Origin of the sequence: Mesorhizobium sp. B2-5-7, assembly GCF_006440875.1 — a bacterium.
Classification (GTDB): domain Bacteria; phylum Pseudomonadota; class Alphaproteobacteria; order Rhizobiales; family Rhizobiaceae; genus Mesorhizobium; species Mesorhizobium australicum.
This window is the reverse complement of record NZ_VFUO01000001.1, coordinates 293,731-317,399: the sequence shown is the minus strand read 5'-3', so window position 1 is coordinate 317,399 and position 23,669 is coordinate 293,731. Positions and strand designations below refer to the sequence as shown.

Sequence of the window (23,669 nt, the reverse complement as noted above, 5' to 3'; positions counted from 1 at the left end):
TCACTTCACCTTGAGCGGTAGCCCCGCCACCATGAGCAGCACCGTGTCGGCAATCGCGGCGACCCGCTGGTTGAGCCGGCCGGCATCGTCACGAAACCGACGCGCCAGCGCGTTGTCGGGCACGATGCCTTGCCCGACCTCGTTCGTTACCACGAACCACGGTCCGCGCGGCCGCGACAGCACGTCCGCCAGCCGCCGGCACGCGGCCTCGACGTCGTGATCGGCCAGCATGTGATTGGTCAGCCACAGCGTCAGGCAGTCGACAAGCACCGGCTGACCGTCTGGGAACGCCTCCAGCGCTTCGGCGAGGTCGAGTGGCGCATCGATGGTCGACCAGCCCTCACCGCGCCGCGAGCGGTGCAGCGCGATGCGCTCGCGCATCTCGTCGTCATAGGCTTGCGCCGTGGCGATATAGGCCCATGGCGAGGGCAATGCCGTCATCAGGGTTTCGGCGTGCGCGCTCTTGCCGGAGCGCGCACCACCGATGATGAAGGTCAGCCTGCCGCGATCAGGCAAAGCTGTCGCGCAGGCTGGTCGCCATGCCGGTGAAGCGCCTGCGCACCACGCCCACGATCGCGCCGAGCACCAGCCAGAACACCAGATTGGTCACCGTCACCGCCACCACGAACTGATGGTGTAGGCCTTCCGGGATCGGTGTTTCGAAACTGTCGGGCTGCGGCGCGCCGACGACATGCGGCGCGACGATCAGCAAGACGGCGAGGATGGTCAATGGCAACGATCTGCGAAACACGATCAGGCCCAGGCCGGTCGCGGTCGCGGCCGCCGTCGCCGTCCACCAGATCTGGCGCGGCAGAAGATCGGCCGCCGGCATTGCCGGCAGTTCCGGCTGCAGTCCGAGACCCGGTGCCAGTGTGAACACGGCAAAGCCGGCCAAACCCCAGAACACACCCTGGCGCCAGTTGCCGACGCCGCCGAAGAACTCGGAAACCGCGACCAGGACCAGTGCGAAGCCGATGCCGGTGACGATATTGGCAACCACGCTAAAGGCGAAACGCTCGAAACCGTCGGCCGGCGCCCAGCCTTCGTCTTCCTCCGCCGGTGTCACGGCATCGGTGCCCGCGGGCGCGGCAGAGCTCATGGCATTCCCAGCGGGCGCCACCGTGCTCATGGCATCATTGGTCGCCGCTGGTGCGGCCGCGTGATCATGGTGGTGGCCGCCGCCGGCCTTTTCGTAGACTTCCGCCTTGAGGATCAGCGGCACGGTGGCATAGGCCTGCATGCAGGCGAGAACGACACCGGCCACGAGCCCCGCGATCGCCGCGACGAACACGACGTTGCGAAACAGATTCATGATGTCGGATCCTCGTTAGTGGCAGGGAAACGCCATCGAATGGCGATAGTCGTGGGCAGCATTGTGGACCGCATCGATATGCGAGAAGCCGACAAAGCCGACGACGAAGATGCCGAGCAGCGCCGCGAGCGCAAGCTGCATGAAGCGCGACTGCGAGGAGACGGAGGCGCCGAGGGAGACGGAAGCGGTAGTCATGTCTTGTCCTTTCGCCCTCCACCCGAGGGCATCGAAGTCAGTTTCCTGTCGCCGGCAGGTCTCCTGGCTCGCGGATAAGCGCCCTTCCCCACCTTCCCGAAGAAAAATCTTCAGTGGCATATGGAGAGGACTACCGCACACAGTTGCGGGGGCAGCCACGGCATTGGGCAGGAATTCCTGCCCGCACCGCATTCCCTCTTGGCTCCAAAAAGGAACCGACGACATCGGTGACTATAGGGAAATTCGCCGCGCCCGGCAAACCAAATTCCGACAGCCGCCAACGCAGGAGCGCCGTATCGGCGAAGCTGCCCTCATCCCGTCCCGATTGACAAACTTCATGGCCGGGTGTCGGCTGGCACCCCTCACGGGAAGCCAGCCATGCAGCCCAATGCCAGCGAGCGCGTGCCCTATAACGGCCTGACTCGAACCGAGCCGACGCTGCCCTCGTCGGCCTATTGGGACCAGGACAACTATCAGCGCGATCTCGACGCCATCTGGTACAGGAACTGGCTGCTCGTCTGCCGCGAGGCCGACCTTGCCCAGCCTTTGGCGTTCCGCACCTTCCGCGTCGGTACGCAGGAAATCCTCCTGCTGCGCGACGACACCGGCGAGTTGCATGCCTTCCACAACGCCTGCCGGCATCGCGGCTCGCAGCTTTGCCAGGAAAGCCAGGGCCGGCTGAAGGCGCGGCTGATCACCTGCCCGTATCATGCCTGGTCCTATTCGCTGCGTGGCGATCTGGTGCGCGTGCCGTCGAAATCGCTGCCTGACGGCTTCGACAAGGCCGATCACCCGCTTTATCGCGTCGCGCTCTCGGTGTGGCGGGGCTTCGTCTTCGTCAATCTTGCGGAAGATGTCGCCGGCTCGGCGCAATTATCCTTCGATCCGGCCTCCGGCGACCTCGGCAACTGGCCGCTGGAAACGCTGGTATCGGGCCACGTGCTGCGCAAGGTGATGAACTGCAACTGGAAGATTTTTTGGGAAAATTTCAACGAGTGCCTGCACTGCCCGGGCGTCCACAAGGACCTGTCGCGGCTGGTGCCGATCTATGGCCGCGGCCTGATGAGCCGGCATGACGATCCCGAATGGCTCCGTCACGCCGACAATGACGCGCCGGAATTTTCCGGCGGCCTGCGCACCGGGGCTGAGACATGGTCGCGTGATGGGCAGGCGCACGGGCCGGTCTTCCCGGGCTTGACGCCGGCGGAACGAACCGCCGGTCAGACTTACTCCACCAGCCTGCCGTCGATGTTCATCGTCGGCCATGTCGACTATGTCAGGACCGTGCGGCTGACGCCGCTCGGTTCCGAACAGACCGAATTGACTGCGGAATGGCTGTTCGCGCCCGAGGCGCTCGCTGAGACCGACATCGACAACATCGTTGCCTTCGGCACACAGGTGCTGGAGGAGGACGCGGCAATCTGCGAGGTCAACCAGAAGGGCCTGCGCTCGATGCGTCATACAGCTGGCGTGCTGATGCCCGAGGAGTACGACCTTCACCGCTTCCACGATTGGGTGCGCGAACGGCACGCTGCGCGCTCACCCGAGGCCTGAAGATCACAGCGACTTCGGCAGATATCGCCAGGTCATGAAGCCGCAAAACGCGGCAAGCAGTCCGAGCGTGACGAACACCGAGCCCAGACCGAAGAAGGCCAGCACCACCGAATAGACCAGCGGCGGCGTCAGTTCGGAAAAATCGAGATAGGTGCGGTAGACCGCCGCCATCTGCGCGCGCTCATAGGAGCGCACCGAGCGCATGAAGGCGGTCGAACCCAGCGCGTCGAGCGCGATGGTGAAGAAGGCGCCGCACAGCAGGAAGGCACCGGTGAGCAACGGCACGGTTTCGCCCACGGCACCGGCCGCCAGCAGCGTCGCCGACATGGCGAAATAGGCAAATGTCATGGTCCTGCGGCCGCCGAAGCGTTTCCCCGCCTTGCCCCAGAAGATCGCCATGAACAGCAGCGCGTTGCCGGCCGAGACCAGCAGGCCGCCGGCCAATTCGCCCTCGCCGGTGATGACCATGAACAGCGGTCCATAGACGAAGAAGGTCGTCCAGAAGCAGGAACGGCCGAAGGCTATCAGCCAGGCCAATCTCAGCCTCGGCTGGGCGACGAAGCGGCCGATGTTGGCGAGCGGATTGGCCGGTCGTGTCTTGCCCGGGCGGATCGACTGGTTGTCGCTCAGCCGATAGGTCCAGAACAGCGCCAGCAAAGCCATGGCGAACACCGCCACCGCGCCATGCGCGGCATAAATGCCGAAGCGCGTATAGAGAAAAATGCCGAGCGTTGGCCCGCAGGTCCAGGCAACCATCGACCACGCCATGCGCAGCGATTCGGCCTGCATGAAATCGGTCTTGCGGATGTGATCCATGATGTAGAGGTTGAGCGTGATCGACAGCGCGCTGGCGCCCATCACCCGGCACAGCATCCCGGCCAGTTGCCCGGCGAGCGTATGGGTGACGAAGAACAGCGAGCCGATGGCGAGCAGGCAGGCGCCCGCCGTGTAGACCCAGCGCCGCGCGAAGCGGCGGATCAGCATCGGCATGAACAAGGTCACCGACAGGCCGAACAGGGACACGGCGGTGTAAAGTATCGAGACGATCTGCTCGTTGTGGAGAATCTCGTAGGCCTGGATCGGTATGACGCTCGACACCATGGCGCGGGCGAAGGATTCGACCGCATAAAGCGAGGCGAAGGTGCGCGCATCCGCGGCCTTGAGGGCCGGAAGCCAGATCGGATGGCGAACATGGGTGGACATTGCTTCCCCAAAGCAGAATCGCGGCGTCGAATCTGCCGTGGACATTTCAGGCCCATTAAGAGGAAACCGACGCACATCCGGCAAAAAGCGAAGCCGGTCAAAGGCTTTTCCGCGCTGGCCCAACCCGGCGGCTGGCGCGGACCCCGCCGCGCGGTCCAGGCCAAGGCGCCCGGTCTTCTTCTATCCGGTGCAACCGTGATAGTCGTCGTGGAGGGGCTGAATCAGATCGCGAGACCATGAGCATCCACACGCCGACCGTACCCGTCCCGCAGCCATCGAAGCGCATCGTCGCCATCGATATCTTGCGTGGCATCGCGCTGATCGCGATGGCGAGCTACCACTTCACCTGGGACCTGGAATTCTTCGGCTACACCGATCCCGGCCTCACCGCCTTCGGCTGGTGGAAGTTCTACGCCCGCTGCATCGCATCGACCTTCCTGTTCCTGGTCGGGGTCAGCCTCTATCTCGCCCATGGCCGACAGATCCGCTGGAACGGCTTCTGGAAGCGGTTCGCCATGATCGCCGGCGCGGCGGTCGCCATTTCGGTCGTCACCCGCATCGCCACGCCCGACGGATTCATCTTTTTCGGCATCCTGCACGAGATCGCGCTCGCCAGCCTGCTCGGCCTCGCGTTCCTGCGCCTGCCGGCGCTGCTGACGCTTGCCGTCGCCGCGCTCGTCATCGCGGCACCAGTCTACCTGCGCTTCGAGGCCCTCGATCATCCCTGGCTCTGGTGGATCGGCCTGTCGGCGATCAACCCGCGCTCCAACGACTACGTTCCGCTGTTCCCCTGGTTCGGCGCCGTGCTTACGGGCATTGCGGTGGCCAAATTCGCCTCCACTTCCGGCATAAGGGCACGCCTGGCGAACCTGGCGCCCGGACGCTGGTCCAACCCGCTGGTCTTCATCGGCCGCCACAGCCTGGCTTTCTACCTGATCCACCAGCCGCTGCTGATCGGCTGCGTCTGGCTGTTCTCGCAAGTGATGCCGGCGCAAGTCGAAACCCCGCAGGTCAATTTCCTGAAAACCTGCCAGCGATCGTGCGAGCAGATGCGCAACGCAACCTTCTGTTCGAGCTATTGCGGCTGCATGCTCGAAACGCTCGAAGGCGAAGCCTCTCTTGATCGGCTCTTCAACAACGACCAGACTGCGGACTTCAGGGCGCATCTGTCCGATCTTGCCGCAACGTGCACCGCCAAGACCGAGGACAAGATGACGGAGGGAGAGACACAATGATCGGGCCAAAACCTGGGATCGAACCGAAGCCTGGGACCGGGCCGAAGCCTGGGCTGGTACCGTGGCCGCCGGTGATCTACGCCGCCGCCATCCTCATCAGTGTCGTGCTCGGCCTCTACATCCCGCTGCCCTGGATCGGCGATCTCCTTGGCGACATCCTGTTCGCCGCCGGCTGGGTGGCATTGTTCGCCGTGGCCGTACTCTGGTTCACAGCGATCCGCACCATGATACGGGCCAGGACCACGCTCAATCCCAACGCCGTGCCCGATCATCTCGTCACGACCGGCCCCTTCGGCGTCAGCCGCAATCCGATGTACCTGGCCAACACGCTGCTGTTGATCGGCGTCGCCTTCGTCTCGGGCATCGCCTGGTTCTTCCTGCTTGCCTTCGTGGCCGCCTTCGTCACCCAGAAGGTCGCGATCGAGGGCGAGGAAAAGATATTGGCGGCGAAATTCGGCAAGAAATACCGCGACTATGCAAAAAGAGTCCGGCGCTGGATTTGAGCAGGGCTACGTGTTGACGCCGAGCTCGACCAGCCGCTCGACGCAAGACTCCTCGGCCTGGTCGAGTTCGGCCAGTGTCTCCTCCAGGTCGCGACGTTTCTGCCTGAGGTCTTCGCGCTTTTCCTCGATGCGTTTGATCATCAGCTTGAGCTGCCCGACCTCGCCCGGCGGCTCCTTGTACATCTGGATGATTTCGCGGATCTCGTTGATCGAGAAGCCGAGGCGTTTTCCGCGCATGATCTGCCGGATGAGGTGGCGGTCGGAAGGGCGAAACAGGCGGGTGCGGCCGCGCCGCACCGGCTGCACCAATCCCTCGTCTTCATAGAAACGCAGCGTCCGCGTCGACACGTCGAATTCGCGGGTCAGCTCGGTGATCGAATAATATTCCCGCATTGTCACTCCCTGCCGGGATTCCAGGCGATCGCCATGCGGCGTCTCCCTTCTGTCCCGAACCAAACCCTTGTCCGCCGGAATCGACGCGACACCCCGCACAAGCCTCGCACGGCATTTACGTAAAAGTCAATTGAGACCGTTACCGGACGCCGAACCACCAGCTCGCGAGGCCGAGGAAGGCAAAGAAACCAACGACGTCGGTGACCGTGGTGACGAAAACCGCCGAAGCGACCGCGGGATCCACCTTGAACCTGTCGAGCAGCAGCGGGATCAGAATGCCGGCAAGGGCCGCCACGAACATGTTGATGATCATAGCCGCCGCGATGATGCCGCCGAGATTAGGGTCGTGGAACCAACTTGCGGCGACGATGCCGATCAGCACGGCGAAGACGATGCCGTTGATGAACCCGACGCCCATCTCGCGGCGGATGATGCGGCCGGCGTTGTAGATGTCGAGATCCCTGGTCGCCAGCGCCCGCACGGTGACGGTCATGGTCTGCGAACCGGCATTGCCGCCCATGCCGGCCACGATCGGCATCAGCACGGCGAGTGCCACGATCCGCTCGATCGTGTGGTCGAACAGGCCGATCACCGATGCCGCCAGGAATGCCGTCAGCAGATTGACGAGCAGCCAGGGAACGCGCGAGCGCGAGGTCGCCAGAATGCTGTCGGAGAGCTCTTCGTCACCGACGCCGCCCATGCGCAGCAGGTCTTCCTCCGCCTCCTGCTGGATGACGTCGACGACGTCGTCGATGGTCAGCACGCCGACCAGCCGCTCGTTCTCGTCGACGACCGCGGCCGACAGAAGGTCGTATTGTTCGAATTCCCGCGCCGCCTCTTCCTGGTCCATGGTGGCGGGAATGGCGTGCCGCGTCTCATGCATGACCTCCCCCACCTTGACCGCGCGCTTGGCGCGCAGGATCTGGTCGAGATCGATGGCCCCCAACAACTTGAAGGTCGGATCGATGACGAAGATCTGGCTGAAGCGGTCCGGAAGGTTCTTGTCCTCGCGCATGTAGTCGATGGTCTGGCCGATGGTCCAGAAAGGCGGCACAGCGACGAACTCGGTCTGCATGCGCCGCCCGGCGGTCTCTTCCGGGTAGTCGAGCGAGCGCCGCAGCCTGATCCGCTCGGTGAACGGCAGCTGCGACAGGATCTCGTCCTGGTCTTCCGGCTCGAGGTCTTCGAGAATGTAGACCGCGTCGTCGGAATCGAGTGCCTGCACGGCCTGCGCGATCTGCGCATTGGGCAGATTGTCGACGATATCCATGCGGATCGCCTCGTCGACTTCGGTCAGCGCGGAAAAATCGAAGTCGGCGCCCAGCAGTTCGACCAACGCGCGCCGCTGCTCGGGATGCAGCGCCTCGATGAGGTCGCCAAGTTCCGACTGATGCAGGTCGTCGACTTCGCGCTTGAGGGTCAGCGTATCGCGGTCGGCGATCGCCGCACCGATCTGGGCAAGGAAGGACGAAAGAACCGCGCCGTCCTCGCCATAGATGTCGGCGTGGGCGTCGTCAGCCGCCTTGGCGGAGGTCGTCTGCTTGTCCTGGCCTTCCACCAGCGTCTCCAGCCATCAGAATCCCGGAAAGGTTGCCAATCAGGTCTAGACCATGATTCCGAAAAGTGGAAATCGGTTTTGGGTCCGACCACAAACAAGAAATTTGGAGCGGCGGCATGATTCGATTTCGCAGCCCGTCGCTCCAACGCACGGGAATTCCAGCCGAAAAATCCCGCTTGCGCAAAGGCGTCGTTTTCCACCGACGCGACATTGTCCGGCGTGCGCAACCTGGTCGATTCCGTCAAAGCGGGTGTGCTTGTGGCCCGGCCACGCGACAGCGCATGTCGCTGGGGAAAGAGCACCCGTGCGCGATTGGGGCAGAATTGTCATGATGCAGGTCCAGGCATCGGCTGGACCTCCAAGCCGCAACAAAAAAGCCGGAAGCCCTTGAAGATCAGGTCGCGGACAGAAAACAAGGCAATCGACGAGCGGCGCGTTCGCGTGGTCGTGGCCGAACGCAATCCGCTCGTCATATCGGCTCTGCGCGAAATGCTGGACTGCGACGGGCGCTTCGAGCTTTTGGCTTCCGTACAAAGCGGCAGGCATTTCCTGGAGCTGGCAGCGGTCCAGGAGTTCGATGTCGCCGTGATCGGCTGGAAGCTCTCCGACATGGATGGCGCTGATGTCCTGGCCGAGGTCCAGACCCGCAAGCTCGACGTTCGCATCGCGGTCTTTTCAAACGACCATGACATCGGCATCCTGAAACAGTGCGTGCGCCTGGGGGCCCAGGGCTACTGCTTCCAGTTCGACGATCCCGCCATCATCTTCGACACGATCCTGGCTGTCGCGCACGGCCGCATCTGCATCCCCTATATTGACATCAACAAGGTCAACGATACGCCTCTATCCCGGCTTACCGTGCGCGAGCGTGAACTGCTGGCGGTATTGTCCGACGGCTGGACCAATTTGCAGATCGCCACCCGGACCGGCATCTCCGAAAACACCGTGAAGTACCATCTCAAGAATCTGTACGACAAGCTGGACGTCCGCAACCGCGCCATGGCGGTCGCGCTCTATTCACGAGAGAGGCGTAGCCAAAGGCAGCCTTTCGGGTAGGGCGACCGGGTAGGCCATACCCACCCGCATGCGGTGAGATCTTACCCGCCAAGGTGTTGTCGGCATCGGCCGTCGAAACGAAACTCCCACCACCGCTTTGCTGGATCAGGAGGAGTTCGCATCATGGCCGGTTTCACCCATCTTTTCATTCCCGGGCCGACCAACATCCCCGAGCAGGTACGCCAAGCGATGAACCTGCCGATGGAGGACATGCGCGCGGCCACCTTCCCCGACCTCACCCTGCCGCTGTTCGAGGACATCAAACGGGTCTTCAAGAACGAGACCGGCCGCGTCTTCATCTACCCGTCCTCGGGCACCGGAGCCTGGGAAGCGGCGATGACCAATGTGCTCAGCCCAGGCGACCGCGTTTTGATGTCGCGTTTCGGCCAGTTCTCGCATCTGTGGGTCGACATGGCCGAACGGCTCGGTTTCGAGGTCGACGTCATCGACTGCGAATGGGGAACCGGCGTTCCGCTGGAACTCTATGCGGAGCGGCTGAAGGCGGACAAGACGCACCGCATCAAGGCGATTTTCTGCACACAGAACGAGACGGCGACAGGCGTCACCAGCGACGTCGCCGGCTGCCGCGCCGCGCTCGACGATGCGAACCACCCTGCCCTTCTTTTCGTCGACGGCGTCTCGTCAATCGGCTCGATCGACTTTCGCCAGGAAGAATGGGGCGTCGACTGCGCCGTCAGCGGCTCGCAGAAAGGCTTCATGCTGCCGGCCGGCCTTGGCTTCCTGTCGGTGAGCAGGAAGGCGCTCGTCGCTTCGAGAACCGCCACCCACCGGCGCTGCTTCTTCTCCTTCGAGGACATGATCCGCGCCAACGATGCCGGCTATTTCCCCTACACGCCGGCGACACAATTGCTGCGCGGCCTGCGCGCCTCGCTCGACCTGATCGCCGAGGAAGGGCTGGAGACCATCTTCTCCCGGCACCATCGCCTCGCCGAAGGCGTGCGCAAGGCGGTCGACGCGTGGGGCCTGAAACTCTGCGCCAGGGCGCCAAAATGGCATTCGGACACGGTCAGCGCCATTCTCGTGCCGGATGGCATCGATAGCGGCGACGTCGTCAAGCGCGCCTACCAGGCTTACCAGACATCGCTGGGCGGCGGCCTCAACAAGGTGTTCGGCAAGGTTTTCCGCATTGGCCATCTCGGCTGGCTGAACGAGGTGATGGTGCTGGCCTCGCTTTCGGCGGCGGAAATGGCGCTGCTCGATTGTGGGGTCCGGCTGGCACCGGGCTCCGGCGTCGGCGCCGCCATCCAGCATTTCCGCGCCTCGGCCGCGGTGCCGGTCGCCGAAGCCGCCTGAGGGAGTTGACGATGAGCCACACCATTAACCACCTCAAGAAACTCAGGCTGCAGCGCAGCGAGCTGGCGGTTCCAGGCTCCAGCCCGGAGATGATCGACAAGGCGGGCAACAGCGCCGCCGACTTCGTCTTCCTCGACATTGAGGACGCCGTCGCGCCGCCCGACAAGGAACGCGCACGCAAGAACATCATCCAGGCCCTGAACGACATCGACTGGCGCGCCAAGGGCAAGACCGTCTCGGTGCGCATCAACGGGCTGGACACGCACTACATGTACCGCGACGTTGTCGACGTCATGGAGCAGGCCGGCGACCGGCTGGACACCATACTGGTGCCCAAGGTCGGCGTTCCGGCCGACCTCTACATGGTCGAGGCCATGGTCAACCAGATCGAGATGGCCAAGGGCTTCAAGACCCGTGTCGGCCTGGAAGCCCTGATCGAGACCGCGCTCGGCATGGCCAATGTCGAGGCTATCGCCGCCACCCCTGGACGGCTGGAAGCCATGCATTTCGGCGTTGCCGACTATGCGGCAAGCTGCAAGGCGCGGACCGTCAATATTGGCGGCCTCAATCCCGACTATCCCGGCGACCAGTGGCATTTCGCCCTGTCGCGGATGACCGTCGCCTGCCGCGCCTACGGCCTGCGGGCCATCGACGGACCGTTCGGCGATTTCTCAGATCCTGAAGGCTACAAGGCGGCCGCCAGACGCGCCGCCGCGCTCGGCATCGAAGGCAAATGGGCGATCCATCCCTCGCAGATTGCCTTGGCCAACGATGTCTTCTCGCCGCCGGAGAAGGAAGTCACGCGCGCCCGCCGCATTCTCGAAGTGCTGAAGGAGGCGGAGGCGCAGGGCAAGGGTGCCGCCGCGCTCGACGGCAAGATGATCGACGCCGCGTCGGAACGCATGGCGCGCAACGTTCTGGTGGTCAACGACGCCATCGAACGCGCCGGCCAGCAGCACATCGCGGCACTTTGACGATTTGGGGAGGAGAAAAGAATGGACATCCACGAATACCAAGCCAAGGAACTGCTCGCCCGGCATGGGATCCATGTGCCGCGTGGCGGCCTGGCCTACAGCCCCGAACAGGCGACCTACCGGGCGCGCGAGATCGGCGGCGGCAAATGGGTGCTGAAGGCGCAGGTTCATTCCGGCGCGCGCGGCAAGGCCGGCGGCATCAAGCTCTGCGCCAATGATGAGGAAATTTCCAGCGCCGCCGAAGCCATGCTCGGGCGCAAGCTGGTGACGCACCAGACCGGCCCGCGTGGCAAGCTGATCTCGCGCCTCTATCTGGAGGAAGCCGTCGACATCGCGCAGGAGCTCTATCTCGGCTTCGTGCTCGACCGCAAGGAAGAGCGCGTCATGATCGTGGCCTCGGCCGCCGGCGGCATGGAGATCGAGGAGATAGCCGAGAAGGCACCCGATTCGATCATCCGCGCCACCGTCGATCCTGGCGTCGGCATGCAGCGCTTCCAGGCGCGCGAGATCGCCTTCGGGCTCGGCCTGGAGGACAGTCTGATCGGCAAGGCGACCGAGACCATCTTCAGCTGCTACCAGGTGTTCCGCGACTACGACGCCTCGATGCTGGAGATCAATCCGCTGGTGGTGACCCGCGACGGCAGCCTGGTGGCACTCGACGCCAAGATGTCGTTCGATGAGAACGCGCTGTTCCGGCGGCCCGAAATCTCCGAATTGCGCGACAAGAGCCAGGAAGACCCGCGCGAAACCTTCGCCAGCGATCGCGGCCTCTCCTATGTCGGCCTCGACGGCAATATTGGCTGCATCATCAATGGCGCCGGGCTCGCCATGGCGACGATGGACATGATCAAGATCGCTGGCGGCGAGCCGGCCAACTTCCTCGACATCGGCGGCGGCGCTTCGCCCGAGCGGGTCGCGAAATCCTTCCGCGCCGTGCTCGGCGACAAGAATGTCGAGACCATCCTGGTCAACATCTTTGCCGGCATCAACCGTTGCGACTGGGTCGCCGAGGGCGTCATCAAGGCGATCCGCGAGGTCGGCGTCAACGTGCCGCTGGTGGTGCGGCTGTCCGGCACCAGGGCCGAGGAAGGGCGCAAGATCCTGGCCGATTCCGGCGAGGCGGTGATCGTCGCCGACACGCTCGCCGAAGCCGCCGAAAAAGCCGTCGCCGCCTGGCGCGTGGCCACCAACAAAAAAGCAGCCTGAGGGAGGACGGAAAAATGGCAATCCTGCTCAACCGCAGCACACGCGTCATCGTGCAAGGTTTCACCGGCAAGATCGGCAGCTTCCATGCCGAGGACATGAAGCGCTACGGCACCAAGCTCGTCGGTGGTGTCACCCCCGGCAAGGGCGGCCAGACGCATCTCGGCCTGCCCGTCTTCAACACGGTCAAGGGCGCGGTGCGCGAGACCCGTGCCGAAGCCAGCATCGTCTTCGTGCCGCCGCCCTTTGCAGCCGATTCGATCATGGAAGCGGCGGATGCGGGAATAAAGCTCTGCGTCTGCATCACCGACGGCATCCCCTCGCAGGACATGATGCAGGTCAAGCGCTATATGCGCCGCTACCGCTTCGAGGACCGCATGCGGCTGGTCGGGCCGAATTGCGCCGGCATCATCACGCCGGGACAGGCGCTGATGGGCATCATGCCCGGCTCGATCTACCTGCCCGGCCGCATCGGCATCGTCGGCCGTTCGGGAACGCTGGGCTATGAAGCCGCCTCGCAGATGAAGGCGCTCGGCATCGGTGTGTCGACCAGCGTCGGCATCGGCGGCGATCCGATCAACGGCTCCTCCTTCAAGGACGTTCTGAAGCTGTTCGAGCAGGACGACGAGACCGACGCCGTGGTCATGATCGGCGAGATCGGCGGACCGCAGGAAGCCGAAGCCGCGATCTGGGCGCGCGACAATATGAGGAAGCCGCTGATCGCCTACATCGCCGGCCTGTCCGCCCCCAAAGGCCGCCGCATGGGTCATGCCGGCGCCATCATCTCGGCCTTCGGCGAGTCCGCGCAGGAAAAGGTCGAGATCCTGAAAGAGGCCGGCGTCATCATCGTGCCGACGCCGTCATCGTTTGGCGAGGTTGTGGCAGATACGCTGGCGCGGAGGAAGCAGGCGGCGTAGCCGCAGGGTCGGGCGAAAGCCGACGCGGCGACGCAGTCTCCAAGACGCGCCGCCGCCTTCGTTTTCGGGCGCGCAAAGCGATTGATCCGTTATAGCCATTCCCAGCGATTAAATACTCGTGGCGCACTTGTTTCGCTGGAAACGATTTGCTACACGCCGCGAGCCGGTCGGTTCCGGCTCTACCACGTGCGGTCGTGGCGGAATTGGTAGACGCGCAGCGTTGAGGTCGCTGTGGGGCAACCCGTGGAAGTTCGAGTCTTCTCGACCGCACCAAATCATCTTGACGACACAGCTGCGAACTGAACCAGCAAGCGCTCATTGTCTTGCCGGCGCGTCGGATGCCCGGCGCCCAAGCGCACGGCGAACTGGACGTTTCTGCTTGATATCGCCATATGGGAGGCGACAAGAGAGACCCCATGCCAGAACGCAGCCAGATTGCCACGTCGTTCCTGCCCTTGCCCGGTTCGGCCCCGGTGGAATGGCTGGTCGAGCCCGGCCTTACCGCCTATCCCGATGCGCTTGCGTTCATGGAGGCGCGCGCCGAGGCGATCCGCGGCGGGGCTGCCGGCGAAATGGTCTGGCTTGTCGAACATCCGCCGCTCTACACCGCCGGCACCAGCGCCCACATCGAGGACCTGATCGAACCTGACCGCTTTCCGGTCTTTGCCGCCGGACGCGGCGGCGAATATACTTATCATGGGCCTGGCCAGCGGGTCGCCTATGTCATGCTCGACCTGAAGCGCCGGCGCGAGGACGTACGCGCCTTCGTCGCGGCGCTCGAACAGTGGATCATCGGCACGCTCGCCGCCTTCAACGTGCGCGGCGAACGCCGCGAGGACCGGGTCGGCGTCTGGGTGGTACGGCCTGATCGCCCAGCTTTGCCCGACGGCTCACCTGCCGAGGACAAGATCGCGGCAATCGGCATAAGGCTGCGGCGGTGGGTGAGCTTCCACGGCATTGCCATCAATGTCGAGCCGGACCTTTCCCATTTCGGCGGCATCGTGCCCTGCGGCGTCCAGGATCACGGCGTCACCAGCCTTGTCGACCTCGGCCTGCCCCTCGGCATGGCCGATCTGGATCTGGCGCTGAAATCAGCCTTCGAGGATGTTTTTGGTCCCGTGGCGGCTTTGCCGGCCGAGGCTGCCCGCAAGACGGGTTGATCCTTTCGGGCCCAACCAGCTCAGAGCAACTGCCCTGACGCCCACAGCACACCGCAGCCGTGGATGGCGAACACCGCCAGCAAGGCCCCGGCGATGACCAAACGGTCGACAGTGCCGATCGGCTCCAGTTCGTGGCGTGGCTTCACCCCGCTGCCGACGGTGAGCAGGCTGAGAATCGAAAATACCGCACCGGCCGCGAGCAGGAAGCCCAGGGAAAAACCGGCCCGCCAGCCAAGCGCCAGAAAGGCCGAAAGCAGCGAGAAGGACGCCAGCGCCAGGACGACCGGCCCGGGGCAGATCTGTCGCAGTACCTGGCCGCCGTCGAACTTCCACACCGGCACCAGATTGGCGATGTTGAACAGGGCAGCGCAGCCTGCGAGTGCGGCGAGCAGCGCGGCAGCCGCCTTGTGACCCTCGCCGCCGGCAAGCACGCTGGCAGCGATGACGATCGGCACCAGGAAGGCGGAAAACCCCGCCCCCATCAACGCCACGAAGGCCACTTCGAAACGGCTGTTATAGGGCCGGCCGCCAATGGCGATGCCGCCAAGCAGCGGGATGAAGATCATCCGCGCCCTGCGATGGCCCGTCAGCCGGAACGCCGCCATGTGGCCGAGTTCGTGCAGCGCCACCACCGACGTCAGGATCGCGGCCAGCGCCAGCCCGCCGAGGTGAAGCCCGAAGAACGGCCACAGCATCAATGCCGACAGCACGGCAAAGCCGACCTGGCTCAGCGGATGCTCGAACCAGCCACCCTTGCGATACTGCCCGGTCCTTGCCCAACGCTGCAGCTTGGAGAGCTCGCGGCGCATGGCGAAATAGCGAAACACCAGGAAAGCCACGCCGCGGTACCGGTCGGTCCGGCTGAGCGTCACGCGCGTGCCGCTGCCCTCCGAAACCAGTTCGGCGGTCTCGCCATAGTCCTTCCAGAACGAGCCATCGAGCGCGGTGTCCTCGATCACCCGCATCGAGAAGCGGTTGCCCTCGACGACATCTTCAAACCGCGCCCTGCGCTCTATCGGCTTGCCATCGCGGCCTTCCCAAGAGAGCGTGATGCGGGCGACGCCCTCTTCGTCCAGCGGCTGCGCCGACAGGATCTCGCCGGACCAGCCGGCATCGCTGCCGAGCGGCCACAGCGCCTGCCACAGGCGCTGCCGGTCCATCGCCACGATGCGGCTCGACCTGACCGTGCGCAAACCAAGCGGCACGGTCATCAGGAGAAAGATCAGCCCGAGATTGCTGGCCACGAGAATGGCCGTGACGATGGGCGACACCTGGACGTTGCTCCCTGCCTTGGAGCCGCACCCTAACTTTGCTGCGGCAAGAAAAGCTTAACGGCGGGGCGGCATTGGCATCGAGAAACAGCGACGGCCGACGCCGCCAGATCACATGGCTCCGATCCAGATCGCCATGGAGACAAGAAACGCGCTCATGCAAACCAGTGAGATGACATCCTGAACCAGATCGGTCATAACTCTCTCCTGTTGTTGATATGTTTCTAATTTGTTCTAATTTTGTTCCATTGTCAACGAACAGAATCCGACCGCATCCAGAATCTCGGAGCGATCAGATTAGCAGGGTTAAGAAAAGGTTGACTGGCCTACGCCTATCAACAGGTAGGGAAGATTGCAGGCTTCGGGCACTCGCGAAACACCGCATGTGTTGAGCTTCAGGTCAGGACCGCAATGCCTGACGCACAGCCTAAAGCGGCACCACCTTGCCGTCGGCCAACGTGACGCGCCGGTCCATGCGCGATGCAAGCTCGTGATTGTGGGTGGCGATCAGCGCCGCGAGGCCCGATTGCCGCACCAGTGCCTCCAGCGCCTCGAACACGTAGGAGGCTGTGACCGGGTCGAGGTTGCCGGTGGGCTCGTCGGCCAAAAGCACCAGCGGCGCATTGGCGACCGCACGCGCGATGGCGACGCGCTGCTGCTCGCCGCCGGACAGCTCGGATGGCCGGTGCGACGCCCGCTTGCCGATCTGCATGTAGTCGAGCAGTTGCGCCGCGCGCTCGGACGCCTCCTTGCGCGGCAGGCCCTTGATGAGCTGCGGCATCATGATGTTTTCCAGCGCGGAGAACTCCGGCAGCAAATGATGGAACTGATAGACGAAGCCGACATCGTTGCGGCGGATCGAGGTGCGCTCGTCGTCGGACAGCCGGCCACAGGCGCGTCCGGACAGGATCACGTCGCCGGCATCCGGCCGCTCCAACAGCCCGGCCGTATGCAGCAGCGTCGATTTGCCGGTGCCCGACGGGGCCACCAGCGCCACCATTTCACCGCGCCGCAGCGCGAAATCGGCGCCGTTCAGGATGGTGAGCTTGCGCGGCCCCTGGACGTAGTGCCGTTCGACGCTCTTCAGCTCGATAATGACTTCGGCCACTACTCGTACCTCAAGGCTTCGACCGGATCGAGGCGGGCCGCCCGCCATGCCGGAAACACCGTAGCCAGGAAGGACAGCGCAAGCGCCATGATGATGACATAGGTCGTCTCGCGCGGATCCATCTTGGCCGGCAACTGGCTGAGGAAATAGAGCTCGGGGTTGAACAGCACCTTGCCGGTCATCCAGGAGAAGAACTGGCGGATCGATTCGATATTGGTGCAGATCACGACGCCGAGCAGCACGCCGGCGAGCGTGCCCGTCACGCCGATCGCCGCCCCAGTCATCAGGAAGATGCGCAGGATGGCGCCGCGCGAGGCGCCCATGGTGCGCAGGATGGCGATGTCATGCCCCTTGTCCTTCACCAGCATGATCAGTCCGGAAATGATGTTGAGCGCCGCCACCAGCACGATCAGCGTCAGGATCATGAACATGACGTTGCGTTCGACCTGCAGAGCCGAAAAGAAGGTCTCGTTGCGCTGGCGCCAGTCGACCATGTCGATCGGTCGCTGCGCCGCCGCTTCCACCTTGGGTTTCAGCGCGTCGACATCGTCGGGATTGTCGACATAGATCTCGATCGTCTGCGCCCGGCCGTCCATGTTGAAGTAGAGCTGCGCTTCGGAGAACGGCATATAGACGATCGACGTGTCATATTCGGACATGCCGACCTCGAAGATCGCCGCGATCTTGTAGCCCTTCATGCGCGGCGTGGTGCCGAGCGGCGTCACATCCCCGTCCGGCGAGATCAAGGTAATCGTATCGCCGAGCGTCAGGCCGAGATTCTCTGCCATGCGCTTGCCGATGGCGACACCCTCGCCGGTATCGAAATCGGCGAGCGTGCCTTGCTTGATGTTGCTGGCCACGATGGCGATCTTGCCGAGATCCTCACCCCGGATGCCGCGCACCAGCGCGCCGGTGCCGCCGCCGACATTGCCTTGCGCGAGCACCTGGCCGTCGATCAGCGGGATGGCGTATTTGACCCCGGGTACGCCGTTGATGCGCCTGGCGACCTGGGCATAGTCCTCAAGCGGCGAATCGAGCGGCTGCACGATCAGATGGCCGTTGACGCCGAGGATGCGCGTCAAAAGCTCGGCGCGGAACCCGTTCATCACCGCCATGACCACGATCAGCGTGGCGACGCCCAGCATGATGCCGAGAAAAGAGATCGAGGCGATCACCGAGATCACCGTCTCCTTGCGCCGCGAACGCAAATAGCGCCAGGCGACCGTGCGCTCGAAGATGGAAAAAGGGCCGGCGCCCGCCGATCGCGCTGCCGCCACCTCGCTCATGCGGCGGCACCGAAGTGTTTGACCGCGTCGGCGATCGGCAGCGTCACGCGCTCGCCGGTCTTGCGATTCTTGATCTCGACCTCGCCGGCGGCGACACCGCGCGGCCCGACGATCACTTGCCAGGGCAGGCCGATCAGGTCGGCGGTGGCGAATTTGCCGCCCGGCCGCTGGTCGGTATCGTCGTAGAGCACATCCTTGCCGGCGGCGGTGAAGGCGGCGTTGAGTTCGTCGCAGACGCGATCGCAGTCGGCATCGCCCGCCTTCATGTTGATCAGGCCGATATCGAACGGCGCCACCGCTTCCGGCCAGATGATGCCGTTCTCGTCATGGCTGGCCTCGATGATCGCCGCGACCAGCCGCGACGGGCCGATACCGTAGGAGCCGCCCGAGGCGAAATGATCCTTGCCGTCGGGCCCCGTCACCTTGGCCCCCATCGGCTTGGAATATTTCTCGCCGAAGTGGAAGATATGGCCTACCTCGATGCCGCGCGCCGAGACCCGGTCGCCAGTCGGAACCTTCTCCCAGGCCGCCTCGTCATGCATCTCGTCGGTGGCGGCGTAAGGCGTCGTCCACGTCTTGACGATATCTGCTATCTCGCCGTCATTGGCGAAGTCGGTGTTCGCGCCGGGCACGGCAAGCGACAAGTAATCGCGATGGCAGAAGACCTGGCTTTCACCAGTGTCGGCCAGGATGATGAACTCGTGGCTGAGATCGCCGCCGATCGGACCGGTGTCGGCCCGCATCGGAATGGCCTGCAGGCCCATGCGCGTGAAGGTCCTGAGATAGGACACGAACATCCGGTTGTAGGCGGCTCTCGCGCCTTCGAAGTCGAGATCGAAGGAATAGGCGTCCTTCATCAGGAATTCGCGCGAGCGCATGACGCCGAAGCGCGGCCGCACCTCGTCACGGAACTTCCACTGTATGTGGTATAGGTTGAGCGGCAAGTCCTTGTAGGATTTGACGTAAGCGCGAAAAATCTCGGTGACCATTTCCTCGTTGGTCGGACCGTAGAGCATGTCGCGGTCTTGCCGGTCCTTGATGCGCAGCATCTCCTTGCCGTAGTCGTTGTAACGGCCGCTCTCGCGCCACAGATCGGCCGACTGGATGGTCGGCATCAGGATCTCCAGCGCACCGGCGCGGTTCTGCTCCTCGCGGATGATCTTGCAGACCTTGTCCAGCACCCGTTTGCCCAGCGGCAGCCAGGAAAAACTGCCTTGCCCCTGCTGGCGGATCATGCCGGCGCGCAGCATCAGCCGATGCGAGACGATTTCGGCCTCGCGCGGGTTTTCTTTGAGGATAGGCAGGAAATAGCGCGACAAACGCATGGACAGGTCCGTGAATGAGAATGGCCACGCCAGAATCGGCGCGGCGCAGGCTTGCTTGCCCCGGCTTCATAGCGATTTCATGACCGAATGGAAACCCGGCCATCCCACCACGTAGGTCCCTTCCGAGCCCGAATCCCTCGCTTCCGGATCGACCCGCGCCGACAATGGAACGCACCGAACCTCTTCGGGTTTGGCCGTCAATTCTTTGCGCGCGTCAATTGCGAACATGCCGCAAAGGCTCTGTCGACCCTGACTGGACGTTTCAAAAGCAAAGCCTGCCGCACTATTGTGCAGTGCAGCACGAGATTGCCCGTTTCAAGGCAAAATTCTTCGTGACATTTTCATTTCCGTTGGGCTAATGTGCCCCGATAACCGAGAGGGCAGAAAAAAATCTGCTCTCCTACGCGGTCAAAGTCTTGGGAGGATGCGATCTAGGCGCGGTTACTCGCTGCCGCCGGATACCGGAAACAGATCGGACGCGTTTAATTGCAAGGCCTTGTGCCTTGCATTTTTTTTGTGCAATCATCTGGTTAGCGCCGCGAATTGGCAGGCTACATGACCTTGCGTCAGCAGCCAGTAGCCGCCGTACAGGGCGGCATCTCAATCCCATCCGCAGCGCTCCGACCTTATCGGAGCACCCTTGCCGCCACGTCTATTTCCCTGGGGTCGGACTGAAATCCGGCACGATGTGCGGGATGTCGTTGAGGCTGTATCCCAGCCCGTGCGTCAGGCCGTAGAAAATGCCCATCAGGACCGCCGTTGCGATGGTGGTGCGGATCACGGCACGCAGCATATGCGGCCCGCGCGGCGCGCTCGGCACCGTGCCCAGCGTCACGTCGTGATCGTCGTCCTGCGTTCTGACGCTGAACGGCAGGACGGCAAACAGCACCACCCACCAGGTCGCGAAAAACAGCGCGGTGAACGAGACCCAGCTCATGATTGCTCCAGTTCGATCAGCGTGCCGAAGAAATCCTTCGGATGCAGGAACAACACCGGCTTGCCGTGCGCGCCTGGTTTGGGATTGCCGTCACCAAGCACCCGGGCGCCGGCGGCCTTGAGCTGGTCGCGCGCGGCCAGGATGTCGTCGACCTCGTAGCAGAGATGATGCATGCCGCCCGACGGGTTCTTCTCGAGGAATGCCGCGATTGGCGAGTCATCGCCAAGCGGCTCCAGCAACTCGACCTTGGTGTTGCCGACATCGACGAACACCACGGTGACGCCATGCTCCGGCAACGCCTGCGGCTCGGTCACTTCGGCGCCGAGCGTGTTGCGGTAAGCTGCAACGGCGGCGGTCAAATCCGGCACCGCAAGCGCGACATGGTTCAGCCGTCCGAGCATGTCCGAGCTTTTTCTCCCAGGTCCAACGACTGGCGTCATACGTCAAATCAGCCGAGATCAACAGCCTTTCGCGAGGAGCGCACTGTCGCACCTGTTGCAACCGGCAGCCACAAAGTACAAAGGCCAATGTCCGGAATCAGCCCTGCCCGCCCCCGCGTTTTCACCTTCGATCTCGGGTCGTTCAAAATTGCCGCTCTGCTCGATGCCGTCGATGTCAGAGACGGGCTTGCATCGGCCTTCGCGGCCGGACAGCCGCCGGCGGCCGTGCTCGAACTCGCGGTTTCGAACTTCATCGACCAGGATCGCTACGAGCATTGCTTCATCCCGACGCTGATCGATACCGGTTCCGAAAAGATCCTGTTCGACACTGGCTGCGGAGATGAAGACAGTTCACTCCTGGAGTGTTTGCAAGCCCTTGGGCTCGGCCCTGATGACATCGATGTGGTGGTCATCACCCACGGGCACCCGGACCACATTGGCGGGCTTGTCCGGAATGGCGCATCCGTTTTCAGCCGCGCACGCCTGGTATTCGGCGCAGCGGAATTCGCGTTCTGGACCGAAGGAAATGCGGTGCGTCCGGCCAGGTTGGCCAATCGTGATCTCTTTAGGCGCATTTGCACCGGCTTGGCCGACCGCGCGACGTTCATAGCGCCTGGAGACGAAGTGGTGCCGGGCATCACTGCCATCGACGCGGCCGGTCACTCCGCCGGGCTTTTGGCCTTCCTTGTCGAAAGCGACGGACAGCAATTGCTGATCTGGTCGGACGCTTTCCTGCACTATGTCGTGGCGATCCAGCGTCCGCAATGGCATGCCGATTTCGACGACGACAAGGAAAAGGCGATCGAGACCCGCAAGCGGCTGCTCGGCATGGCTGCCGAGCGGGGCCTGCTCGTCGCCGGCCACCACATGCCGTTTCCGGGTCTGGGCTATGTCGAGCGGACAGACCATTCCTTTCGCTGGATTCCGGTCAGCTATCAGCTGAACATCCGAGCACCCGACGCCTCCGTCACCGGGTGACGAAAACCGTCACCAGCGGTTTCTTGCCCCAGGCTTCGTTGGCCGCGCCGCGCACCGCGCGTCGCACCGCCTCCTGCACCAGGTCGAGGTCCTTGCGGCGCTGGCGGGGGATCGAATCGACCGCACCGACGGCCGCATCGATCATCAGGTCCTCGAGCATCTCGCCACGGGCGTCGGTTTCGGCGACGCCAATGGCGACCAGGTCGGGATCGCCGGCCAGCTCGTACTTGTCATCAAGCACGACATTGACCGCGACGTGACCGGCAAAGGACAGCTTGCGCCTGTCGCGAATACCCATCGCCTGATCGGTGCCGATCAGATTGCCGTCCTTGTAGACGCGGCCGAACGGCACCTGGTCGATGATCGTGGCGGGACCGGGAGCGAGCCGCAGCATGTCGCCGTCGCGCACCTGCGCCACCTGGCCGATGCCGGAGGTGGACATCAGCGAGCCCTGCGCCACCAGATGCGCCGCCTCGCCATGCACGGGAACGCCGATTTGCGGACGCACCCATTCATACATCTTGCGCAGTTCGCTGCGGCGGGGGTGGCCAGAGACATGCACCAGCGCATCGCCGTCCTCGATGATCTTGATGCCGAGATCGATGAGGCGGTTCTTGATCTCGAGGATCGCCTTCTCGTTGCCGGGAATGGTGCGCGAGGAAAACACCACCGTGTCGCCCGCCGTCAGCGACACCGATTTCATCTCGTCGCGCGACAGCTTGGCAAGTGCCGCCAACGGCTCGCCCTGGCTGCCGGTGCAGATGATGACCAGGTTCTCGCGCGGGATGAAGCCGAAATCCTCCTCGGCGATGAACTCCGGCAGGCCGTCCATGTAGCCAAGTTCGCCGGCCACATCGATGACGCGCTTCAACGAGCGGCCGAGCACAAGGCACTGGCGGCCGGCATCGCGCGCTGCCCTGGCGATGGAAACGATGCGTCCGACATTGGAGGAGAAGGTGGTGACGGCGACGCGGCCCTTGGCCGCCTGGATGACGCCTTTCAGGCCCTCGCCCACGGCCACTTCCGAAGGCGACTCGCCTTCGCGCAGCGCATTGGTCGAATCGCAGATCAGCGCCAGCACGCCCTTGTCGCCATAGGCGCGGAACCGCGCCTCGTCGGTCTTGGGACCGATCGTCGGCTCCGGATCGATCTTCCAGTCGCCGGTGTGGATGACGGTGCCGGCCGGCGAGGTGATCGCCAGCGACATGGGTTCGGGAATGGAGTGTGCCACCGGAATGGCTTCGATCTCGAAGGGGCCCACCGTGAACTTTTCGCCCGCCCGGTAGATCGTCAGCGGGATCTTCGGCGCGCCCTGCTCGCCCTGACGCTTGGCTTCCAGCAGCCCGGCGCTGAACGGCGTCATCCAGACCGGCGCCTTCAGCTTCGGCCAGATGTCGAGCAGCGCGCCGTAGTGGTCCTCATGCGCGTGGGTGATGATGATGCCGCGCAGATTGGCGAGGTTCTCCTCGATGAAGCGCGTATCGGGCAGGATCAGGTCGACGCCCGGATGCGCCGCGTCGGGAAAGGTGACGCCGACATCGATGACGATCCATTCGCGCGCGCTCGGCGGGCCATAGCCGTAGAGGGCGAAGTTCATGCCGATCTCGCCGACGCCGCCGAGCGGCACGAAGACGAGTTCGGCGTTGTCCGCTTTCGCCATGATTTTTTCCTTCCTGACCCTCGGGCCAAGCCGTTAAAGCAATTCCAGCAAGTGCCTACCGGTTTTCCGTCCGGAATTGCTCAAAAA

General features: G+C 63.7%; 23 protein-coding genes, 1 tRNA gene and 1 riboswitch. Of the genes, 11 read left to right on the top strand and 13 right to left on the bottom strand.

Annotated features, from left to right (window positions below; genetic code table 11):
* From cobU to FJ543_RS01510, 3 genes are read right to left on the bottom strand one after another with little or no spacing between them, the layout of a single operon-like run.
* The gene (gene cobU, locus FJ543_RS01520; protein WP_140873471.1) at positions 1-516 is read right to left on the bottom strand and encodes a bifunctional adenosylcobinamide kinase/adenosylcobinamide-phosphate guanylyltransferase; all 516 of its coding nucleotides are present in this window, start codon (positions 514-516) and stop codon (positions 1-3) included.
* Entirely contained in the window at positions 509-1,312 is an 804-nt protein-coding gene (locus tag FJ543_RS01515; protein ID WP_140873469.1) for a CbtA family protein, read from the bottom strand. The genes cobU and FJ543_RS01515 overlap by 8 nt, the downstream gene beginning before the upstream one ends.
* Before the next feature lie 15 nt (positions 1,313-1,327).
* Complete coding sequence (locus tag FJ543_RS01510) at positions 1,328-1,507, bottom strand: CbtB domain-containing protein (RefSeq protein ID WP_015317373.1); 180 nt, start codon at positions 1,505-1,507, stop codon at positions 1,328-1,330.
* A 35-nt stretch (positions 1,508-1,542) separates the two neighbouring features.
* A riboswitch (cobalamin riboswitch) is annotated at positions 1,543-1,742 on the bottom strand.
* A 143-nt stretch (positions 1,743-1,885) separates the two neighbouring features.
* On the opposite strand from FJ543_RS01510, the gene FJ543_RS01505 reads away from it, so the two are divergent.
* The gene (locus tag FJ543_RS01505; RefSeq protein ID WP_140873467.1) at positions 1,886-3,061 is read left to right on the top strand and encodes an aromatic ring-hydroxylating dioxygenase subunit alpha; all 1,176 of its coding nucleotides are present in this window, start codon (positions 1,886-1,888) and stop codon (positions 3,059-3,061) included.
* 3 nt (positions 3,062-3,064) lie between these two features.
* On the opposite strand, the gene FJ543_RS01500 is transcribed toward FJ543_RS01505, so the two are convergent.
* Positions 3,065-4,264, bottom strand: coding sequence for an MFS transporter (locus tag FJ543_RS01500; protein ID WP_140873465.1), 1,200 nt, complete (start codon positions 4,262-4,264; stop codon positions 3,065-3,067).
* 236 nt (positions 4,265-4,500) lie between these two features.
* Between FJ543_RS01500 and FJ543_RS01495 the strand changes: the two genes are divergently transcribed.
* Together FJ543_RS01495 and FJ543_RS01490 are read left to right on the top strand one after the other, a co-directional pair.
* Positions 4,501-5,499, top strand: a complete 999-nt coding sequence (locus FJ543_RS01495) for a DUF1624 domain-containing protein (protein ID WP_140873463.1) — start codon at positions 4,501-4,503, stop codon at positions 5,497-5,499.
* Positions 5,496-6,002: an isoprenylcysteine carboxylmethyltransferase family protein gene (locus tag FJ543_RS01490; protein WP_140723996.1), complete on the top strand. Its 507-nt coding sequence runs from the start codon at positions 5,496-5,498 to the stop codon at positions 6,000-6,002. The genes FJ543_RS01495 and FJ543_RS01490 overlap by 4 nt, the downstream gene beginning before the upstream one ends.
* Positions 6,003-6,008: 6 nt before the next feature.
* Here the strand turns inward: FJ543_RS01490 and FJ543_RS01485 are convergent, their stop codons facing one another.
* Together FJ543_RS01485 and mgtE are read right to left on the bottom strand one after the other, a co-directional pair.
* Complete coding sequence (locus FJ543_RS01485) at positions 6,009-6,395, bottom strand: MerR family DNA-binding transcriptional regulator (protein ID WP_006203215.1); 387 nt, start codon at positions 6,393-6,395, stop codon at positions 6,009-6,011.
* Between the two features lie 139 nt (positions 6,396-6,534).
* Positions 6,535-7,953: a magnesium transporter gene (gene mgtE, locus FJ543_RS01480; protein ID WP_015317368.1), complete on the bottom strand. Its 1,419-nt coding sequence runs from the start codon at positions 7,951-7,953 to the stop codon at positions 6,535-6,537.
* A gap of 387 nt (positions 7,954-8,340) precedes the next feature.
* On the opposite strand from mgtE, the gene FJ543_RS01475 reads away from it, so the two are divergent.
* The 7 genes from FJ543_RS01475 (at position 8,341) to lipB (ending at position 14,577) form a co-directional block, all read left to right on the top strand.
* On the top strand, positions 8,341-9,009 hold the full coding sequence (locus FJ543_RS01475) for a response regulator transcription factor (protein ID WP_140661014.1): 669 nt from the start codon (positions 8,341-8,343) through the stop codon (positions 9,007-9,009).
* A gap of 123 nt (positions 9,010-9,132) precedes the next feature.
* A complete protein-coding gene (locus FJ543_RS01470; protein WP_140873461.1) occupies positions 9,133-10,323 on the top strand; it encodes an aminotransferase class V-fold PLP-dependent enzyme in 1,191 nt (396 codons plus the stop codon).
* Between the two features lie 11 nt (positions 10,324-10,334).
* Positions 10,335-11,297, top strand: a complete 963-nt coding sequence (locus tag FJ543_RS01465; protein WP_140873459.1) for a CoA ester lyase — start codon at positions 10,335-10,337, stop codon at positions 11,295-11,297.
* A 21-nt stretch (positions 11,298-11,318) separates the two neighbouring features.
* A complete protein-coding gene (locus FJ543_RS01460) occupies positions 11,319-12,503 on the top strand; it encodes a malate--CoA ligase subunit beta (protein ID WP_015317364.1) in 1,185 nt (394 codons plus the stop codon).
* Positions 12,504-12,517: 14 nt separating this feature from the next.
* Positions 12,518-13,417: a succinate--CoA ligase subunit alpha gene (sucD, locus tag FJ543_RS01455; RefSeq protein WP_015317363.1), complete on the top strand. Its 900-nt coding sequence runs from the start codon at positions 12,518-12,520 to the stop codon at positions 13,415-13,417.
* A gap of 188 nt (positions 13,418-13,605) precedes the next feature.
* Positions 13,606-13,690: transfer RNA gene (locus tag FJ543_RS01450), tRNA-Leu, on the top strand.
* A 143-nt stretch (positions 13,691-13,833) separates the two neighbouring features.
* The gene (gene lipB / locus FJ543_RS01445) at positions 13,834-14,577 is read left to right on the top strand and encodes a lipoyl(octanoyl) transferase LipB (RefSeq protein ID WP_140873456.1); all 744 of its coding nucleotides are present in this window, start codon (positions 13,834-13,836) and stop codon (positions 14,575-14,577) included.
* A 20-nt stretch (positions 14,578-14,597) separates the two neighbouring features.
* Here lipB and FJ543_RS01440 read toward each other — a convergent pair whose 3' ends face one another.
* The 6 genes from FJ543_RS01440 to mce form a co-directional block, all read right to left on the bottom strand.
* Entirely contained in the window at positions 14,598-15,848 is a 1,251-nt protein-coding gene (locus FJ543_RS01440; RefSeq protein ID WP_140873454.1) for a site-2 protease family protein, read from the bottom strand.
* Positions 15,849-16,275: 427 nt separating this feature from the next.
* On the bottom strand, positions 16,276-17,004 hold the full coding sequence (locus FJ543_RS01435) for an ABC transporter ATP-binding protein (RefSeq protein ID WP_174361970.1): 729 nt from the start codon (positions 17,002-17,004) through the stop codon (positions 16,276-16,278).
* Positions 16,956-18,242, bottom strand: a complete 1,287-nt coding sequence (locus FJ543_RS01430) for a lipoprotein-releasing ABC transporter permease subunit (protein ID WP_140724011.1) — start codon at positions 18,240-18,242, stop codon at positions 16,956-16,958. Before FJ543_RS01430 ends, FJ543_RS01435 begins: the two co-directional genes overlap by 49 nt.
* Entirely contained in the window at positions 18,239-19,567 is a 1,329-nt protein-coding gene (gene proS / locus FJ543_RS01425; RefSeq protein WP_140873453.1) for a proline--tRNA ligase, read from the bottom strand. The genes FJ543_RS01430 and proS overlap by 4 nt, the downstream gene beginning before the upstream one ends.
* Positions 19,568-20,219: 652 nt before the next feature.
* Positions 20,220-20,504: a DUF1467 family protein gene (locus FJ543_RS01420; protein ID WP_023769792.1), complete on the bottom strand. Its 285-nt coding sequence runs from the start codon at positions 20,502-20,504 to the stop codon at positions 20,220-20,222.
* The gene (gene mce / locus FJ543_RS01415; protein ID WP_140873451.1) at positions 20,501-20,905 is read right to left on the bottom strand and encodes a methylmalonyl-CoA epimerase; all 405 of its coding nucleotides are present in this window, start codon (positions 20,903-20,905) and stop codon (positions 20,501-20,503) included. The genes FJ543_RS01420 and mce overlap by 4 nt, the downstream gene beginning before the upstream one ends.
* 126 nt (positions 20,906-21,031) lie before the next feature.
* On the opposite strand from mce, the gene FJ543_RS01410 reads away from it, so the two are divergent.
* Positions 21,032-21,922, top strand: a complete 891-nt coding sequence (locus FJ543_RS01410; protein ID WP_140873449.1) for an MBL fold metallo-hydrolase — start codon at positions 21,032-21,034, stop codon at positions 21,920-21,922.
* Here FJ543_RS01410 and FJ543_RS01405 read toward each other — a convergent pair.
* Positions 21,912-23,582: a ribonuclease J gene (locus FJ543_RS01405; RefSeq protein ID WP_140873447.1), complete on the bottom strand. Its 1,671-nt coding sequence runs from the start codon at positions 23,580-23,582 to the stop codon at positions 21,912-21,914. The two genes, FJ543_RS01410 and FJ543_RS01405, sit on opposite strands and share 11 nt — an antisense overlap.
* Positions 23,583-23,669: the final 87 nt, after the last annotated feature.

What these genes read in the sequence shown, in the direction of transcription:
- FJ543_RS01515 (WP_140873469.1), bottom strand. Translation starts at nt 1,312, where the DNA reads ATGAATCTGTTTCGCAACGTCGTGTTCGTCGCGGCGATCGCGGGGCTC.
- FJ543_RS01510 (WP_015317373.1), bottom strand. Translation starts at nt 1,507, where the DNA reads ATGACTACCGCTTCCGTCTCCCTCGGCGCCTCCGTCTCCTCGCAGTCG.
- FJ543_RS01505 (WP_140873467.1), top strand. Translation starts at nt 1,886, where the DNA reads ATGCAGCCCAATGCCAGCGAGCGCGTGCCCTATAACGGCCTGACTCGA.
- FJ543_RS01500 (WP_140873465.1), bottom strand. Translation starts at nt 4,264, where the DNA reads ATGTCCACCCATGTTCGCCATCCGATCTGGCTTCCGGCCCTCAAGGCC.
- FJ543_RS01495 (WP_140873463.1), top strand. Translation starts at nt 4,501, where the DNA reads ATGAGCATCCACACGCCGACCGTACCCGTCCCGCAGCCATCGAAGCGC.
- FJ543_RS01490 (WP_140723996.1), top strand. Translation starts at nt 5,496, where the DNA reads ATGATCGGGCCAAAACCTGGGATCGAACCGAAGCCTGGGACCGGGCCG.
- FJ543_RS01485 (WP_006203215.1), bottom strand. Translation starts at nt 6,395, where the DNA reads ATGCGGGAATATTATTCGATCACCGAGCTGACCCGCGAATTCGACGTG.
- FJ543_RS01470 (WP_140873461.1), top strand. Translation starts at nt 9,133, where the DNA reads ATGGCCGGTTTCACCCATCTTTTCATTCCCGGGCCGACCAACATCCCC.
- FJ543_RS01465 (WP_140873459.1), top strand. Translation starts at nt 10,335, where the DNA reads ATGAGCCACACCATTAACCACCTCAAGAAACTCAGGCTGCAGCGCAGC.
- FJ543_RS01460 (WP_015317364.1), top strand. Translation starts at nt 11,319, where the DNA reads ATGGACATCCACGAATACCAAGCCAAGGAACTGCTCGCCCGGCATGGG.
- sucD (WP_015317363.1), top strand. Translation starts at nt 12,518, where the DNA reads ATGGCAATCCTGCTCAACCGCAGCACACGCGTCATCGTGCAAGGTTTC.
- lipB (WP_140873456.1), top strand. Translation starts at nt 13,834, where the DNA reads ATGCCAGAACGCAGCCAGATTGCCACGTCGTTCCTGCCCTTGCCCGGT.
- FJ543_RS01435 (WP_174361970.1), bottom strand. Translation starts at nt 17,004, where the DNA reads ATGGCGGGCGGCCCGCCTCGATCCGGTCGAAGCCTTGAGGTACGAGTA.
- FJ543_RS01430 (WP_140724011.1), bottom strand. Translation starts at nt 18,242, where the DNA reads ATGAGCGAGGTGGCGGCAGCGCGATCGGCGGGCGCCGGCCCTTTTTCC.
- proS (WP_140873453.1), bottom strand. Translation starts at nt 19,567, where the DNA reads ATGCGTTTGTCGCGCTATTTCCTGCCTATCCTCAAAGAAAACCCGCGC.
- FJ543_RS01420 (WP_023769792.1), bottom strand. Translation starts at nt 20,504, where the DNA reads ATGAGCTGGGTCTCGTTCACCGCGCTGTTTTTCGCGACCTGGTGGGTG.
- mce (WP_140873451.1), bottom strand. Translation starts at nt 20,905, where the DNA reads ATGCTCGGACGGCTGAACCATGTCGCGCTTGCGGTGCCGGATTTGACC.
- FJ543_RS01410 (WP_140873449.1), top strand. Translation starts at nt 21,032, where the DNA reads ATGTCCGGAATCAGCCCTGCCCGCCCCCGCGTTTTCACCTTCGATCTC.
- FJ543_RS01405 (WP_140873447.1), bottom strand. Translation starts at nt 23,582, where the DNA reads ATGGCGAAAGCGGACAACGCCGAACTCGTCTTCGTGCCGCTCGGCGGC.